Annotated in this window: 13 protein-coding genes and 1 pseudogene; 8 read left to right on the forward strand and 6 right to left on the reverse strand. The window is 73.0% G+C overall.

Annotated features, from left to right (window positions below; genetic code table 11):
* Positions 1-22 precede the first annotated feature (22 nt).
* A complete protein-coding gene (locus LVO85_RS09810; protein ID WP_232747288.1) occupies positions 23-823 on the forward strand; it encodes a glycosyltransferase in 801 nt (266 codons plus the stop codon).
* Here LVO85_RS09810 and LVO85_RS09815 read toward each other — a convergent pair.
* On the reverse strand, positions 820-3,156 hold the full coding sequence (locus LVO85_RS09815) for an FdhF/YdeP family oxidoreductase (RefSeq protein WP_408637683.1): 2,337 nt from the start codon (positions 3,154-3,156) through the stop codon (positions 820-822). The two genes, LVO85_RS09810 and LVO85_RS09815, sit on opposite strands and share 4 nt — an antisense overlap.
* Before the next feature lie 124 nt (positions 3,157-3,280).
* Positions 3,281-3,928 (reverse strand): hypothetical protein, encoded by a 648-nt coding sequence (locus LVO85_RS09820; protein WP_232747289.1) that lies wholly within the window; start codon positions 3,926-3,928, stop codon positions 3,281-3,283.
* Positions 3,929-4,063: 135 nt separating this feature from the next.
* On the opposite strand from LVO85_RS09820, the gene LVO85_RS09825 reads away from it, so the two are divergent.
* The 6 genes from LVO85_RS09825 to LVO85_RS09850 all read left to right on the forward strand — a co-directional run bounded on the left by LVO85_RS09825 (position 4,064) and on the right by LVO85_RS09850 (position 10,196).
* Positions 4,064-5,302: a saccharopine dehydrogenase family protein gene (locus LVO85_RS09825; RefSeq protein WP_232747292.1), complete on the forward strand. Its 1,239-nt coding sequence runs from the start codon at positions 4,064-4,066 to the stop codon at positions 5,300-5,302.
* 83 nt (positions 5,303-5,385) lie between these two features.
* Positions 5,386-6,438: an ABC transporter substrate-binding protein gene (locus tag LVO85_RS09830; RefSeq protein ID WP_232747294.1), complete on the forward strand. Its 1,053-nt coding sequence runs from the start codon at positions 5,386-5,388 to the stop codon at positions 6,436-6,438.
* 20 nt (positions 6,439-6,458) lie between these two features.
* On the forward strand, positions 6,459-7,448 hold the full coding sequence (locus LVO85_RS09835) for a FecCD family ABC transporter permease (protein WP_232747295.1): 990 nt from the start codon (positions 6,459-6,461) through the stop codon (positions 7,446-7,448).
* On the forward strand, positions 7,445-8,542 hold the full coding sequence (locus tag LVO85_RS09840) for a FecCD family ABC transporter permease (protein ID WP_232747297.1): 1,098 nt from the start codon (positions 7,445-7,447) through the stop codon (positions 8,540-8,542). The genes LVO85_RS09835 and LVO85_RS09840 overlap by 4 nt, the downstream gene beginning before the upstream one ends.
* Entirely contained in the window at positions 8,539-9,378 is an 840-nt protein-coding gene (locus LVO85_RS09845) for an ABC transporter ATP-binding protein (RefSeq protein WP_232747299.1), read from the forward strand. The genes LVO85_RS09840 and LVO85_RS09845 overlap by 4 nt, the downstream gene beginning before the upstream one ends.
* Entirely contained in the window at positions 9,375-10,196 is an 822-nt protein-coding gene (locus tag LVO85_RS09850; protein ID WP_232747301.1) for a siderophore-interacting protein, read from the forward strand. The genes LVO85_RS09845 and LVO85_RS09850 overlap by 4 nt, the downstream gene beginning before the upstream one ends.
* Here the strand turns inward: LVO85_RS09850 and LVO85_RS09855 are convergent.
* Both LVO85_RS09855 and LVO85_RS09860 read right to left on the reverse strand, forming a co-directional pair.
* Positions 10,166-10,573, reverse strand: a complete 408-nt coding sequence (locus tag LVO85_RS09855) for a hypothetical protein (protein WP_232747302.1) — start codon at positions 10,571-10,573, stop codon at positions 10,166-10,168. The two genes, LVO85_RS09850 and LVO85_RS09855, sit on opposite strands and share 31 nt — an antisense overlap.
* A gap of 10 nt (positions 10,574-10,583) precedes the next feature.
* Positions 10,584-12,878, reverse strand: a pseudogene (locus tag LVO85_RS09860) (ATP-binding cassette domain-containing protein).
* Positions 12,879-12,999: 121 nt separating this feature from the next.
* Here LVO85_RS09860 and LVO85_RS09865 point away from each other — a divergent pair.
* Positions 13,000-13,707: a M50 family metallopeptidase gene (locus LVO85_RS09865; protein WP_332875424.1), complete on the forward strand. Its 708-nt coding sequence runs from the start codon at positions 13,000-13,002 to the stop codon at positions 13,705-13,707.
* Between the two features lie 3 nt (positions 13,708-13,710).
* Here LVO85_RS09865 and LVO85_RS09870 read toward each other — a convergent pair whose 3' ends face one another.
* Entirely contained in the window at positions 13,711-14,583 is an 873-nt protein-coding gene (locus LVO85_RS09870; RefSeq protein ID WP_232747304.1) for an exodeoxyribonuclease III, read from the reverse strand.
* Between the two features lie 34 nt (positions 14,584-14,617).
* Positions 14,618-15,697, reverse strand: a complete 1,080-nt coding sequence (locus tag LVO85_RS09875) for a LacI family DNA-binding transcriptional regulator (RefSeq protein WP_232747306.1) — start codon at positions 15,695-15,697, stop codon at positions 14,618-14,620.
* Positions 15,698-15,908: the final 211 nt, after the last annotated feature.

Genomic DNA, 15,908 nt, shown 5'->3' on the forward strand with positions numbered 1-15,908 from the left:
CAGCGCTGTCTAGAGTGGCGCCATGCTGCTCCACGACTCGGTCTACCCGGCTGCGACGTCGACCCCGACGGACCTGGCCCACGTCATCCTGACCAGGTTCAACCTGCGGATGTTCCGGGAGCAGGGCGGTATCGACGACGTCGCGGGTCTCCAGCAGTGGGTGGACCGACGTCTGCCGGTCTTCGCCGACGTCTGCCTGCCGAGCGTGGTCGGCCAGGTGTCGAGACCGCACCGGTGGCTCATCGGCGTCGACGGCCTGCACCCCGAGATGGTCGAGCCCCTCGCCGAGCTCTGTGCGCCGTACCCGTGGGTCGTCCTGGTCGAGCAGCGTGAGGACGACACCTTCCGGGAGCCGTACCGCCGCGCCATGAGCCGCGACGACGTGCCGACCGCCACCCACGTGCTCACCACCCGGTTGGACTGCGACGACGCGCTCGCGCTCGACTACGTCAGGACGGCCGACGCCTATGCCGCCGCCGTGCTGGCCGCGGACGCTGCGCCGGACGACTTCTGGATGTCCTTCCCCGTGGGTGCCCAGCTGGCCAAGGGGAGGTTCCGGCTCTATGTGCACACCACCAACCACTTCCTGACCCGGGTCGTCGTCGCCGGCGACCACGTGAGCCGGGACGCCACGGCGCTGGCCGAGGCTCACTCGAAGGTGTTCCGGCTGGGGCAGCCGGTGTTCCTGCCGATGACCTCCACCCCGATGTGGCTGCAGAACGTGCACGACCACAACGTGCTCAACAAGGTGCGCGGGTCCTTCGCGCTCGGCCCCCCACCGCGGCTGGCCGAGCACTTCGGCATCCGGCTCCGCGGCGGCTAGCGCACCGGGGCGGGGCCGACATGTGAGGTCGGCTCCAGGCGCACGACGACCGACTTGCTCGTGGGGGTGTTGGAGACGTCGGCCGTCGAGTCCAGCGGCACCAGCACGTTGGCCTCCGGGAAGTAGGTCGCGGCGCATCCCCGTGCCGTCTCCGGGTAGTCGACGAGCCGGAAGGCCTCGGCGCGGCGCTCCTCGACGCCCCGTCCGCCGCGGCCGTCGTCGACCGGCCACTCCGAGACGATGTCGACGACCTGTGCCTCCTCGAGGCCGAGCGCCGCACGGTCCAGGGGGTTGACGAAGACCACGCGTCGGCCGTGGCGGATGCCGCGGTAGCGGTCGTCCATCCCGTAGATCGTGGTGTTGAACTGGTCGTGGCTGCGCACCGTCTGCAGCAGCAGCCGACCGTCGGGGACCTCGACCGCGGTCAGCTCGTTGACGGTCAGCAGCGCCTTGCCCCGGGAGGTCGGGAACTGCCGGGAGTCCCGGGGAGGGTTGGGCAGCAGAAACCCTCCGTCGAGCCGGGCGCGGCGCTCGACGTCGGCGAACCCCGGCACGACCCGCTCGATGTGCCGGCGGATGATGCTGTAGTCGCGCCGCATGGCCGCCCAGTCGACCGGGGACTGCGGGAAGGTGGCGCTCGCCAGGGTGCAGACGATGTCCACCTCGGAGCGCAGGTGCCTGCTCGTGGGGGTGATGCGCCCCCATGAGGCGTGCACCATGCTCATCGAGTCCTCCACGGTGACGAACTGCTCGCGGCCACCGGTGGTGTCGCGCTCGGTGCGCCCCAGCGTGGGCAGGATCAGCGCCTGGCGGCCCGTCACCGTGTGCGACCCGTTGAGCTTGGTCGAGACGTGGACGGTGAGGTCGGCTCTGCGCAGCGCCTTCTCGGTGACGGCGGTGTCCGGCGTGGCCCGCACGAAGTTGCCGCCCATCGCCAGGAAGACGCGCACCGTGCCGTCGCGCAGGGCACGGATGGTGTCCACGGTGTCGTGGCCCCACTCCTGCGGCATCGGGATGCCGAACTCGGCCTGGAGCGCGTCGAGGAACCACTGCTCGGGCTTCTCGAAGATGCCCATGGTGCGGTCGCCCTGCACGTTGGAGTGGCCGCGCACGGGGCAGGCACCGGCTCCTCGGCGCCCGATGCTGCCGGTGAGCAGCAGCACGTTCATGATCTCCCGGATCGTCCAGACGGAGTTCTTGTGCTGTGTCAGGCCCATCGCCCAGCAGATGACCATGCGCTCGGAGCCGACGATCCGGCGGGCGACCTGCTCCAGCTGCGCCTTGGGGATACCGCAGCCCCGCAGGATGTCCCCCCACCCCAGGCTGTCGTAGTGCTCGACCAGCGCGTCGTAGCCGAGCGTGTGCTCGGCGATGAAGGCGTGGTCCAGCACGCCCCCGTCCCGCCGGTCGGCCTCGACGAGCAGCTTGCCGAGCCCGGCGAAGAACGCGAGGTCGCCGTTGACCCGGATCTGGCAGTAGTCGTCGGCCAGGTCGGTGCCCGCACCGAGCACGCCGGAGACCTTCTGCGGGTTCTTGAACCTGCGCAGCCCCGCCTCGACCAGCGGGTTGACCGCGACGATGTGACCCCCCTGCTCCTTGACCCGCTCCAGCGAGGACAGCATCCGCGGGTGGTTGGTGCCCGGGTTCTGGCCGGCGATGAGGATGAGGTCGGCGGCCTCGACGTCCTCGAGCGTGACGGTGCCCTTGCCGATGCCGATGGTCTCCTGGAGTGCCTCGCCGCTGGACTCGTGGCACATGTTGGAGCAGTCGGGCAGGTTGTTGGTGCCGAGCTGCCGGGCAAGGAGCTGCCAGCAGAAGGCGGCCTCGTTGGAGGTGCGTCCCGAGGTGTAGAAGGCCGCCTGGTCCGGGCTGTCCAGACCCTGCAGGTGCTCGGCGACGAGCCCGAACGCGTCGTCCCACGGGATCGGCTCGTAGTGCGTGGCGCCCTCGCGCAGGACCATCGGCCCCTGGATGCGGCCCTGCTGGCCCAGCCAGTGATCCGACCGTTCGTGCAGCGAGGCGACGGAGTGCGTCGCGAAGAACTCGGCACCCACGAGCCGCTGCGTGGCCTCCTCGGCGACGGCCTTCGCGCCGTTCTCGCAGAACTCCGCGGCGCTGCGGTGCTCAGGGTCCGGCCAGGCACACCCCGGGCAGTCGAACCCGCCGTGCTGGTTGAGGGCGGTGAGGGTCAGGGCGCTGCGGCCGAGGCCCATCTGCTCCTGCGACCGCTTGAGCGCGACCAGCACCCCCGGCACGCCCGCCACCCAGGACGACGCGCGACCGACCTCCATGTCCGCGTCGCCGTCGTCGGGCCCCGGAGCCGGCTTCGCCACGTGCGCTCACCTCGTCCTCTCGCCTGTCACACGAGTATGACGTGTGGGCGCCGAGGCGCACGCGGAGGCGGTGGGGTGCCGCTGCCGGCCGGCCGGAGGTGCCCCGGGTGTGGACGAGACCCGGTCAGAAGCCGCAGGTGGCCTCCAGGGAGCCCTCGACCTCCTCGATCTCCTCGGTGCGGCCGTCGTCGAAGGTCGCCTCGGCGCTGACCGTGGAGCCGTCGGTCTCGATCGTCCACTCCGGCTCGCCCATGAAGCCGGCCTCCGCGCTCCAGGAGACGCTGGGGTCCTCGAAGTCCTCGATGTCGTTGAGGCTGACCGACTGGATCGTGCCCTCCCCCTCCATGGCGCTCTCACCGCTGAAGTCGAGGATCGAGGCGTCGAGCTGCACCCTGACCCCGTCGACCTCCCCGAAGGCTCCGGAGGAGAAGGAGACGTCGTCGTTGCCGGTCTCCTCCGGGCCGGTGGCGCAGTAGTAGTTGTCGAACTCGTAGGTCTCCCCGCCGACCGTGAGCGTCGCGCTGCCTCCGGCGCCGATGCCGCCTGCGGCAGCACCCTCCTCGGCGCTCTCCTCGTCGGCGTCCTCCCCGCCCGGCACGTCGCCGGTGGTGGTCTCGTCCTCGGTGGTGGCCGCGTCCTCGGCGGTGTCGGTGGCCTCCTCGGACGTGGTCGTCTCGTCCGCGGTCTCCTCGGGGGCGTCGTCCCCGCCGCAGGCGGCGAGGGCGAGGGCCAGGGCCAGGGCGGGCACGATAACGGTGTGGTGGTAGCGCATGGACGGCTCCTCTGCCTCGGGTCGGTGGCTGTTCAGACGCCTCGCGGACCGTGCTGATACATCTCCGTCCCCGTACCGTGGCAGAGACCCCCACACCCTGACCAGCCTGTCGGCGGCAGTTGGCAGGATGGGGGCATGACGCAGCAGCGAGAGCACGACCTGGTCCTGGTGGGGGCGACCGGCTTCGTCGGTCGGCTCACCGCCGCCCACCTCGCGCGCACGGCGCCGGCCGGCACGAGGGTCGCCCTGGCCGGGCGGTCCCTGCCCAGGCTGGAGCGGCTGCGCGCCGAGCTGCCGGGCACGGCGCGGGGCTGGCCGCTGCTGGTGGTCGACGTCAGCAGCGAGCGGGCCTGTGACGAGCTGGCCGCCGGCACGCGGGTGGTGGCCACGACGGTGGGGCCGTATGCGGTGCACGGACTGCCGCTCGTGCGTGCCTGCGCCCGGTCCGGCACGCACTACGCCGACCTCGCCGCGGAGGTGCTCTTCGTCCGGCGCAGCATCGAGCAGGCCCACGACGCCGCGACGGCCAGCGGCGCCCGGATCGTCCACTCGTGCGGGTTCGACTCGGTCCCCTCCGACCTCGCCATGATGCTCGCCCACGAGGCCGCACGGGCCGACGGCGCCGGCCGCCTCGTCGAGGCGACGCTGCACGTCAGGCGGGTGCGCGGCGGCATCAGCGGCGGCACGGTCGACTCCATGCGCCAGCAGGTGGTCACGCTGCGGGAGGACCCGTCGACCCGGCGCACCGTCGCCGACCCGGACGCGCTGGCGGCCACCCGCACGGCCTACGGGCGTGGCCCTGCCCCGGTCGCGAGGTCACGCCGCACCGGGCGCTGGCACGGCCCGTCCGTGATGGCGGGCTACAACACGCGCGTGGTGCGCCGCTCCTGGTCACTGGTCGAGGGCGCCGAGCCGCTGCTCTACGACGAGGTCGTCGACACAGGCCGTGGCTGGCAGGGCCCGCTGAAGGCCGCCGCGGTCGCCGGTGGGACCGCGGGTCTGGCCGCCGCGATGGCGACGGCCCCGACCCGCCGGCTGGCGGACCGGATGCTGCCCGCACCCGGCGAGGGACCGAGCGAGGAGAAGCGCAAGGCCGGGATGTTCGAGGTCGAGACCGAGGCGGTGACCACGCTGGGAGCGCACTACGTCGTGACCGTGGGGGCGCCCTACGACCCCGGCTACGACGGGACAGCCGTGATGCTCGGCCAGGCGGCGCTGGCGCTCGTGGCGGGAGAGGGCAGCGACCGGGTCGGGGTGCTGACGCCCTGGACGGCGCTGGGTGACGCGCTGGCTGACCGGCTGCGGCGCTTCGGGTTCACCCTGGAGGGCAGACGCGAGACAGGGGCCCGTGACGTGCGCCACATCTCGAAATAGAGACCGATATCGTTAGGTAATACGACTAAGGGTGACCTAACCTCCTGCTGACCGACATCGTCTCGTCCTCAGGAGCCCCACCCATGGCCCGTCCCGCGCTCGTGCGCGCCGCCGCGTTCGGCCTCAGCGCCACCGTCCTCGCCGCCTGCTCGACCGGACCGACCGGCGCGTCGTCCGACTCCTCGGCACCGTCCGTGGGCGCGGCTGCCCCCGAGGGGTCGTTCCCGGTGACCGTCAGCCACGCCTTCGGGGAGACCACCATCGAGTCCGACCCGCAGCGTGTCGCGACGGTGGGATGGTCCGACCATGACGTCGTGGCCGCGCTGGGTGAGGTCCCGGTCGGCGCGACGGCCGTCACCTGGGGTGGCAACGACGCCGGCTCCACGGACTGGTTCGACACGGCCGTGTCCGACCTCGGCGCCTCGAGCGAGGAGGTCACGCGCTACGACAACTCCGACGGCATCCCGGTCGACGAGATCGCCGCGCTGCAGCCCGACGTCATCCTCGGCACCAACTCCGGGCTGACCCAGGAGGACTTCGACCGGCTCTCCAGGATCGCCCCGGTCGTCGCCTACCCCGAGGTGGCCTGGGGCACGCCCTGGCGGGAGTCGCTGGAGATGGTCGGCCTGGCCCTCGGCCGCGAGGAGGAGGCTGCCGCGGTCGCCGACGAGACCGAGGCCGCGATCGAGGCCGCGCTGGAGGACAACCCGCACATCGAGGGCAGGAGCGTGGCGTGGGCCTGGTTCACCCCCGCCGACCTGTCGACCATCGGGCTCTACACCAGCATCGACCTGCGACCGCAGATGCTGCGTGAGCTCGGCATGGTAGACGCCGACGTCGTCACCGAGCTCTCGGAGGGCAACCACTCCTTCACGGCCAACCTCTCGGCGGAGCAGGCCGACACCCTCGACGCCGACGTGCTGGTCTTCTACGTCGACGACGAGGCCCAGGAGCAGACGCTCCTCGACCACCCGCTGGTCGGCCAGATCCCGGCACTGCAGGACGGGTCCTACGTCGCCAGCAGTGACAACGCCATGGCCCTGCCGCTGTCCTCACCGTCGCCGCTGTCAATCCCCGTCGCGCTCGAGGGCTTCCTGCCGATGGTCGACGAGGCCGCCCAGGCCGCCGCACAGTGACCGGCGCCCTACGTCGCCCGGTGACGGCGAGCCTGCTCGGGCTCGCCGTCCTGGCGGCGTGCGCCTGGCTCTCGCTGGTCGTCGGCTCCCGAGGACTGGCCACCGGCGAGGTGCTGGGTGCGGCCGCTGCCGTCCTCACCGGCACCGGCACCGGGAGTGCCACCGAGGGCATCGTCCAGGCGCGCCTGGATCGCACCTTCATCGGCGTCGTCGTGGGGGTGGCGGTCGCCCTCTCCGGAGCGGCCATGCAGTGGCTGACCCGCAACCCGCTCGCCGACCCCGGCATCCTGGGGGTCAACGCCGGCGCCTCGCTCGCCGTGGTGCTCGGCCTGCAGTTCACGGCCCTGACGTCGGTGGGGGGCTACGTCTGGCTTGCCCTGCTCGGCGGCATCGTCGCCGCGGTGGTGGTGTATGCCGTCGCCTCGCTCGGTCCCTCCGGCCCCCAGCCGCTCACCCTCGCCCTGGCCGGGGCGGCGCTGTCGGCCGGTGTCGTCAGCGTCATCGCCGGTGTGCTGGTGAGCAACCGCGGCGCGCTCGACACCTTCCGCTTCTGGCAGGTCGGCTCGATCGCCGGCCGTCCCGCCGACCTGGTCGCGGGGGTCGCCCCTCTGCTCGTCGTCAGCCTGGCGGTCGTCCTGCTCTCGGGGCCGGTGCTCAACGCCACCGCCCTCGGCGACGACCTGGAGCGCGCGCTGGGCCAGCGGGTGCTGCTCGCCCGCGGTGCCGTCGCTCTCGGAGCCGTCGGGCTGGCGGCGGCGGCCGTGGCGCTGGCCGGGCCCATCGGCTTCGTGGGGCTCGTCGTGCCACACCTGGTGCGTCTGGTGACCGGCCCGGACCATCGACGCATCCTGCTGGGCAGCGCGCTGGTGGGCCCGGTGCTGATCCTGCTCACCGACACCCTGGGCCGGGTGGTCACCCCACCGTCGGAGGTCCAGGTCGGCATCATGACCGCCGTGCTCGGCGCGCCGGCTCTCATCCTGCTCGTGCGCCGCTCGGCGGTGCTGCGATGACCATCCACACCCACACCGGCACCGTGGCCGCACCGCAGCTCGCGCCCGCGGCACCATCGGCGGTGGCGGTGGCGGTGCTGCGCCAGGCCGGGCGGGCCCGCCGCCGGCGCACGGCATACGTCATCGGCACCCTCGGCCTCGCCTGGCTGGCAGCGTTCGTCGTGCGCGTCCTGCTCGGCGACTACACGATCACCGTGCCCGACTTCTGGCGCATCGTGACCGGCACCGAGATCCCCGGCGCCAGCTTCATCCTGATGGAGTCCACGCTCCCGCGCGCCGTCGTCGGGACCCTGGCCGGGCTGGCCCTCGGTGCGTCGGGTGCGACCTTCCAGACCATGGCGCGCAACCCGCTGGCCAGCCCGGACGTGCTCGGCATCACCATGGGCGCCAGCGCCGCGGCCGTCTTCACGCTCGTGGTGCTCGGCGGCTCAAGCGGTGCCGTCACCGTGGCCGCCCTGCTGGGGGCCGGTGCGGTCGCCCTGGCACTGGTCACCCTGAGCGGCACCGGCCCCGGCGGTGCGCCCTACCGCATGATCCTCGTCGGCGTCGCCCTCGCGGCGATGCTCGCCTCGGTCGTGCACTGGGTGCTGCTGCAGGCCGACGTCTACCTGGCACACGAGGCGATGGTGTGGCTGACCGGCACCCTGTCGTCCGCGACCTGGCCGGAGATCTGGCGGCTGGGCGTCGTGGTGGCCTTCACCCTGCCCGCGTTGCTCCTCGTGGCCCGACAGCTTCAGGTCGTCGAGCTGGGCGACGACCTCGCCCAGGGCCTGGGGGAGCCGCCGGCGCACGTGCGCACCCGGGCCGTCGCCCTGGTGGTCGTGCTCACCGCCGTGACCACGTCGGTCTGCGGGCCGATCGCCTTCGTCGCCTTCCTCGCCGGCCAGATCGCGCGGCAGCTGCTGGGCGGCCGCAGCTCGGTGGCGGCGGCGGCGCTGGTCGGCGCCGTGGTGGTCGTCGCCGCCGACCACGTCGCCGCGTATGCCGTGCCCGACGTCAACCTCCCGGTCGGGGTCGTCACCGGCGTCCTCGGCGCACCCGTCCTCCTCTGGCTGCTCGCAGCCGGTCGCACCACCCGACAGGAGTCGTCATGACCGCACTACGCGCCGAGCGCCTGAGCCTCGGCTACGGATGCCGCACCGTCGTCGAGGACTTCGACTTCGCGGTGCCCCCGGGGCAGGTGACCGCGGTCGTGGGTCCGAACGGGTGCGGCAAGTCGACCGTGCTGCGCGGGCTGGCCCGCCTGCTGCGGCCCACCGGCGGGCAGGTGCTGCTCGACGGGGTGGACATCCACACCCGTCCCACCAAGCAGGTGGCCCGGCAGGTGGGCCTGCTGCCGCAGAGCCCGCTGGTGCCCGACGGCATCACGGTCGCCGAGCTGGTCAGCCGCGGCCGGCACCCGCACCACGGGCTGCTGCGGCAGTGGACCCGCGAGGACGAGGAGGTCGTCGCCGAGGCCCTCGAGCTCACCGGCACGGCCGACCTCGCCGCGCGCCGGGTCGACGAGCTCTCCGGCGGCCAGCGGCAGCGGGTGTGGATCGCGATGGCCCTGGCCCAGCGCACCGACCTGCTGCTGCTGGACGAGCCCACGTCCTTCCTCGACATCGCCCACCAGGTCGAGGTGCTCGACCTCGTGCGGGACCTGGTGGACGCGCGCGGGACCACCGTCGTGATGGTGCTGCACGACCTGGCGATGGCGGCGCGGTACGCCGACCACCTCGTCGCGATGCGTCACGGCGAGGTCGTCGCGCAGGGCACCCCGCAGCAGGTCGTCACCGCCGAGACCGTGTGCGACGTCTTCGGCGTCACCTGCCGCGTGCGCTGGGAGGAGCTGACCGGCGACCTGACCGTCGTCCCGCTGGGTCGCCACGTGCCACGAGGTGCGGCGGTCGCAGGCTCGGGCGGCGGGCCTGCGGCGGTGACCCGGTGAGCGCCGCGCGCACGGCGGAGCGGCGCGACGCGGCCACACCGCTGGAGCGCACCGACCATGCGTGCTTCCTGGTGACGGTGACCGCGGTGGGCCGGCCGGCCCCGCACGTGCGCCGGCTGACCCTCGCGGCGCCGGAGCTGGGGCACCTGGTCCTCCTCGGGCCGGACGAGTTCTTCGGGCTGCTCATGCCGAGGACGGGCCAGGAGCTGCCGGACCTTGGCGTGGTCCGTGGGCCCAACCCACGCCCGGTGCTGGCGGGGCTGCCGGAGGAGCAGCGGCCCGACCTGCGGTGGTACACCGTGCGGGCCCACCGCCCCGGTCTCGGTGAGGTGGACGTCGACGTGGTCGTGCACGGCGACGCCGGGCCGGGCTCGGCCTGGGTGCGGCGCGCGCGGGTCGGCCAGGTCGCGGCCTACCAGACCGGCACCGCCTGCTACCGCCGAGGGCACGGTGGGCACCAGGTCGTCGTGGGCGACGAGACGGCTGCGCCGGCGGTCGCGGCGATCCTGGAGCAGCTGGACGACGACGTCGTGCCGCACGTGTTCCTCGAGGTGCCCTCGGTGCGCGAGGACCTGCCGGGTCTGCCGGCGCCCACGCGGGGGAGCCTGACGGTCCTGGAGCGCGGGCCCGGCCTGCCGGGGTCGGTGCTGCTCCCTGCGCTGGCGGCCGCCGACCTGCCCGCGCTGACCTACGCCTGGGTGGCGGGGGAGCAGGCGCTCGCGGCAGAAGCCCGGCGGCACCTGGTGCACGTGCGGGGGATGCCGAGGACCGCGGTGTACTTCTGCGCCTACTGGGTGCTGGGTCGTCCCCGCGGCTGAGCCCGGGGGGTGCCCGCGCGTGCGGTGCGCCACAGCAGCACCGAGACCGCTGCCGCGAAGGGCGCCCAGAGCCGTTCGGGGGGAGAGGGCGAGGCGAGGTTCATCGGGACGCCGGCCCCGAGCAGCAGGCTCCCCGCGGTGAGGGTCCGCGCCCGCCACGGCTCGGCGGGCCGGGGCCCCGTGGCCGCCAGGACCGCGACGGTGCCGAGGACACCGGCCGAGACGGCGCTGCCGAGCCGCAGGTGAGCGGGCAGCCTCCCGCGGTGCTGACCGCCCCAGGCGGCCGCACCCCACGGCATACCGGCCGTCAGCCCGAGCTGGAAGACGCACACGGCGCCGAGCCCGGCGGCCGCGAGACGTCCTGCCTCGTCGCTCATCCCCTCGTCCTCAGCGGGTCGCCGAGGCATAGGCGGCCAGGTGCTCCCCGGTGAGGGTGGCTCGGGTGGCGACGAGGTCGGCAGGGGTGCCCTCGAAGACGACGCGCCCGCCGTCGTGGCCGGCGCCCGGGCCGAGCAGGTGCTCGACGTCGGCCAGGTGCAGCCCGGTCGTCGGCTCGTCGAGCACGTAGACCACGCCCTTCTCGCCCATGCGGGTGGCCGGCCTCAGCCGCTGGCGCTCGCCGCCGGAGAGCGTGGTGAGCGGCTGTCCGAGGCTCAGGTAGCCCAGGCCGACGCCGGCGAGCCTGTCGAGCACGGTGTGCGCTGCCGGGGTGCGCGCCGGCCCCTCGCCGAAGAACGCCTCCGCCTCCTCGACCGACATCGCCAGCACCTCGCTGATGTCACGGCCCCCGAGCCGGTAGTCGAGCACGGAGGCATGGAAGCGTTTGCCCTCACAGTCCTCGCAGGTGGTGGCGACGGTGGCCATGAAGCCCAGGTCGGTGTAGACGACACCGGCCCCGTTGCACGTCGGGCAGGCCCCCTCGGAGTTGGCGCTGAAGAGCGAGGGCTTGACGCCGTTGGCCTTCGCGAAGGCCTTGCGGACCGGCTCCAGGAGCCCGGTGTAGGTCGCGGGGTTGCTGCGCCGTGAGCCGCGGATCGCCCCCTGGTCGATGGTCACCACCCCCTCGCGCCCGGCCACCGAGCCCTGCACCAGCGAGCTCTTGCCCGAGCCGGCCACGCCGGTGAGCACGACCAGCACGCCAAGCGGGATGTCGACGTCGACGTCCTGCAGGTTGTGCGTCGTCGCGCCGCGCACCTCCAGCGTGCCGCTCGGCGTGCGCACGGTGTCCTTGAGCGCGGCCCGGTCGTCGAGATGGCGCCCGGTGAGCGTGCCGGCGGAGCGCAGCCCCTCGACGGTGCCCTCGAAGCAGACCGTGCCGCCGGCGGCACCCGCCCCGGGCCCGAGGTCGACGACGTGGTCGGCGATCCCGATCGTCTCCGGCTTGTGCTCGACCACCAGCACCGTGTTGCCCTTGTCCCGCAGCTGCAGCAGCAGGTCGTTCATGCGCTGGATGTCGTGCGGGTGCAGCCCGATGGTGGGCTCGTCGAAGACGTAGGTGACGTCGGTGAGGGAGGAGCCGAGGTGGCGCACCATCTTGGTGCGCTGCGCCTCGCCGCCCGAGAGGGTGCCCGAGGGCCGGTCGAGCGAGAGGTAGCCGAGCCCGATCTCGACGAACGAGTCGAGCGCGTGCTGCACGCTGCCCAGCAGTGGTGCAACGGACGGCTCGTCCAGGCCTCGCACCCAGGCGGCCAGGTCGCTGACCTGCATGGCGCAGGCGTCGGCAATGCTGGCTCCACCGATCTTCGAGGAGCGGGCGCCTCGCTGAGCCGGGTGCCGCCGCAGTCGGGACAGGCGGCGAAGGTCACCGCACGGTCCACGAAGGCCCGGATGTGCGGCTGCATGGCCTCCTTGTCCTTGGACAGCATCGACTTCTGGATCTTCGGCACCAGCCCCTCGTAGGTGAGGTTGACGTTGTCGACCTTGACCCGGCGGGCCTCGCCGTAGAGGAACTCCTGCCGCTGCTTCGCGGTGAACCGGGCGATGGGCACGTCACCGGGCACCACCGCGGCGAAGATGCGGCCGTACCATCCGTCGGCGCTGAAGCCGGGCACGGTGATGGCGCCCTCGGACAGCGACCTGCTGTCGTCGAAGAGCTGGGCCAGGTCGATGTCGGACACGGTGCCCATGCCCTCGCATCGCGGGCACATGCCCCCGGTGCGCGAGAAGGTCTGCTTGACGGTCCTGGTCCGCTCCCCCGCGCTCGACGGTGACCGCGCCGGCGGCGCTGACGGACGGGGTGTTGAACGAGAAGGCGCTGGGCGGCCCGATGTACGGCTGCCCGAGGCGGCTGAAGACGATCCGCAGCAGGGCGTTGGCGTCGGTGACGGTGCCCAGGGTGGAGCGTGCGTGTGCCCCCATGCGCTCCTGGTCGACGATGATCGCCGTGGTGAGCCTCTCGAGCAGGTCGACGTCGGGCCGTGCCAGGGTCGGCATGAAGCCCTGCACGAAGGCGCTGTAGGTCTCGTTGATCATCCGCTGCGACTCCGCGGCGACGGTGTCGAAGACCAGCGAGCTCTTGCCCGAGCCGGAGACACCGGTGAACACGGTCAGCCGCCGTTTGGGGATCACGACGCTGACGTCCCTCAGGTTGTTCTCACGCGCACCCTGCACCCGGATCAGGTCGTGGCTGTCGGCCGGGTGCACCTCGCGCGAGGTCTGTCGTGGCGTCGTGGACGCGCTCATCGTGCCTCCTCCGTCCGGCGGACGAGCCCGCCCCGACGGTGGCGCGGCCCCGCCCGTCATCGTCCCACCCTCCAGCAGGGTGCGGTCGGGCGGCGCACAGCGCGCCGTGGAGGATGGGGGTGTGGGCGACCTGCTGGGTGAGATCTGGGAGCGCGCCGGCACGACCCAGGCGCCGCCCAGCCAGCTCGCCGGGCTCGTCCTGGCCGTGGTGGCGCTGCTGCTCGTCGCCCAGCCCACGACATACCGCTGGCTCCGGCAGGGCGCGACGGTCGTGCACGAGGCGGGGCACGCCCTGGTCGCGGTCCTGGTCGGGCGGCGGCTGTCCGGCATCCGGCTGCACTCGGACACCTCGGGGCTGACCGTCTCGCGGGGCAGGGCGCGCGGCCCCGGCATGGTGGCGACCCTGCTCGCCGGCTACCCCGCCCCGGCCCTGGTCGGGCTGCTGGGGGCGTGGGTCCTCGGCCGGGGGTATGCCGTGGGGCTGCTGTGGGCGTCGGTCGCCGTCGCCGGGGTCCTGGTGCTCTTCGTCCGCAACCTCTACGGGCTGTGGGTGCTGCTCGTCCTGGGAGCGGGGGTGGCCGTTGCCGGCTGGTGGCTGCCCCAGGAGGTGCTGGGGTGGCTGGCCTCCCTCCTGGTGTGGTCGCTGCTGCTCGCCGCGCCGAGGTCGGTCCTCGACCTGGCTCGCGCCGGGCGTCGCGGCTCCGGGAGCGACGCGGCGCAGCTCGCCGCGCTGACCAGGGTGCCGGCGGCGCTCTGGACGGGGCTGTTCCTGGTCGTCACCGTGGCCGCGCTGGGTGCCGGTGCCGCACTGCTGCTCGGGTGGTGGTGACCCTCAGAGGTCGTAGTCGACCACGACGGCGGCGTGGTCGCTGACGCGCTGCCCGGTGGCGGGCTCGGGCTTGCGGTCGACCTCGGCGGCGTAGGCGCTCCGCGCCAGCCGCGGGGTCGCGAGGTGGTAGTCGATGCGCCACCCGGAGTCCTTCTCGTAGGCCTGCCCCAGCCAGCTCCACCAGGTGTAGGGGCCCTCGCCGTCGGGGTGCAGGCGGCGCACGACGTCGACCATCCGGCGTGGGCCGAGCAGGCCGTCGACCCACTCCCGCTCCTCGGGCAGGAAGCCCTCCGCACGCTGGTGGCGCCGCCAGCTCGCCACGTCCATCGGGGTGTGTGCGACGTTGAGGTCGCCCGTGAGCAGCAGCTCACGACCGCTGCGCCTCGCGGACCGTCGAGCATGGTCGAGGTGCCGGGAGAACGCCGAGAGGAAGCGCATCTTGCGTTCGTACCTCGCGCCCCCGTCCGGTGCCTCGCGCATCCGCCGCGGGTCCTGCAGGTGCGCCGGCAGGCCGCCCTTGGGCAGGTAGAGACTGGCCACCGTCACCGGGTGGTCGGCGAGGTCGACCTCGACATAGCGGCCCTCGGTGACGAACTCGCGCAGCCCGCGCGCCAGCGGGAGACCCTCCGCGCCCCAGGTGCGCACGTCCACGGGCGGCCGGCGGGTGAGCACCGCGACGCCGTTGCGTCCGGCACGGTCACCCGGGTCGTAGGTCAGGTGGTAGCCCGCGAAGACGCCGGGTGGGACCTGCTCGGCCGGGCAGCGCACCTCCTGCAGCGCGATGACGTCGCACTCTCTCCGGTCGCGCCAGGCCTCGAACCCTCGACGCTGGGCAGCACGGATGCCGTTGACGTTGAAGCTGGCGACGCGGAGCACCCCCGCATCGTAGGCAGCGGGCGCCGTAGGCCCGTCAGGGGACCGGCTCAGGCCGCTGCGGTGTGGTGCGTCCCGCCATTCCCCGGGTGGACGCGCGCGCGACCAGCTCTGGCTGGAACACGACCTGCTGGTGCACATGGTCCGGTGACGTGGTCTCGTCCAGCAGCAGCTCGGCGGCCTTGCGCCCGAGCTCCCTACGGGGCTGGCGCACCGAGGTCAGGGGCACCGCCGCGGCCGCCGCGAAGTCGATGTCGTCGTAGCCGACGATGGCGAGTTCCTCAGGCACACGCACCCCGAGCGCCACGCACTGCTGCAGCAGCCCCAGTGCCACGAGGTCGTTGGCGCAGAAGACCCCGGTCGGGCGTCGTCGACCCGACATCCCGGCGATGCGAGCCCCCGCGCCGCGGCCGGCCTCGACGGTCAGTCCCTCCGTCGCGACGTCGACCAGGGAGTCCGCAGGCAGCCCGGCGCTCTCGAGTGCGGCCCTGGCACCCGACCGACGGTCGCGCACCTGGCCGATCTGCTCCGGCCCGCCGACGAACGCGATCCGGCGGTGGCCGAGGTCGAGAAGGTGCTCGACGGCCAGCCGCCCGCCGAGCACGTCGTCCACGGCCACCGAACAGTGTGTGTCACCGCTCCTGGTGCGGTCCACGACGACGACGTGGGTGCCTCGTCGGGTCAGCCCGGCCAGGGCAGGGTTCTCCGGGTCGACCGGGGTGATGAGCACGCCCAGCACGCGTTGCTGCTCGAGCAGGCTCAGGTAGGCGTCCTCGCGTTCGGCCACCTGGTCGCTGTTGCAGAGGAAGACGGACAGCTCTCTGCGCTCCGCCACGTCCTCGATCCCACGGGCGACGTCGCTGAAGAAGGGGTTGCTCCCGTCCAGCATCACGTAGGCCAGCACCCGGCTTCTCCCGGCACGCAGCTGTCGTGCCGACTCGTTCCGGACGAACCCCAGCCCGGCCATCGCGCGCTCCACGCGCTCACGGGTCCGCGGGCTCACCCGCTCGGGACGGTTGAGGACGTTCGAGACCGTGCCCAGCGAGACTCCCGCCGCCGCAGCGACGTCCTTGACGCTCGGAGCGGATGCGCCGGTGGGGCGGTCGCTGTTCGTCATCGTCCTTGTCGGGGGGAGTTGAAACGTCGAAATTGATGTCGTGCCGAGCCTATCCCAGCGCCCCCACGAAGGGGTACCCCAGGACCGACCTGCCCTTTCGTGCGGAAGGCGTCGTTCGACTGCCCAACGGGTGCGCCGAGGGTCTTGACTCCGCTGTGGGGGTCCCCTACTGTTGCCGGACATCAGATATGAAACCTTTCAATCGTCAATG

This window comes from Ornithinimicrobium sediminis, from assembly GCF_021272345.1.
In the GTDB taxonomy this organism is placed as follows: Bacteria; Actinomycetota; Actinomycetes; order Actinomycetales; family Dermatophilaceae; genus Ornithinicoccus; species Ornithinicoccus sediminis_B.

Coding starts and splice junctions, on each gene's coding strand:
- LVO85_RS09845 (WP_232747299.1), top strand. CDS start 8,539: ATGACCGCACTACGCGCCGAGCGCCTGAGCCTCGGCTACGGATGCCGC.
- LVO85_RS09875 (WP_232747306.1), bottom strand. CDS start 15,697: ATGACGAACAGCGACCGCCCCACCGGCGCATCCGCTCCGAGCGTCAAG.
- LVO85_RS09840 (WP_232747297.1), top strand. CDS start 7,445: ATGACCATCCACACCCACACCGGCACCGTGGCCGCACCGCAGCTCGCG.
- LVO85_RS09825 (WP_232747292.1), top strand. CDS start 4,064: ATGACGCAGCAGCGAGAGCACGACCTGGTCCTGGTGGGGGCGACCGGC.
- LVO85_RS09855 (WP_232747302.1), bottom strand. CDS start 10,573: ATGAGCGACGAGGCAGGACGTCTCGCGGCCGCCGGGCTCGGCGCCGTG.
- LVO85_RS09810 (WP_232747288.1), top strand. CDS start 23: ATGCTGCTCCACGACTCGGTCTACCCGGCTGCGACGTCGACCCCGACG.
- LVO85_RS09830 (WP_232747294.1), top strand. CDS start 5,386: ATGGCCCGTCCCGCGCTCGTGCGCGCCGCCGCGTTCGGCCTCAGCGCC.
- LVO85_RS09820 (WP_232747289.1), bottom strand. CDS start 3,928: ATGCGCTACCACCACACCGTTATCGTGCCCGCCCTGGCCCTGGCCCTC.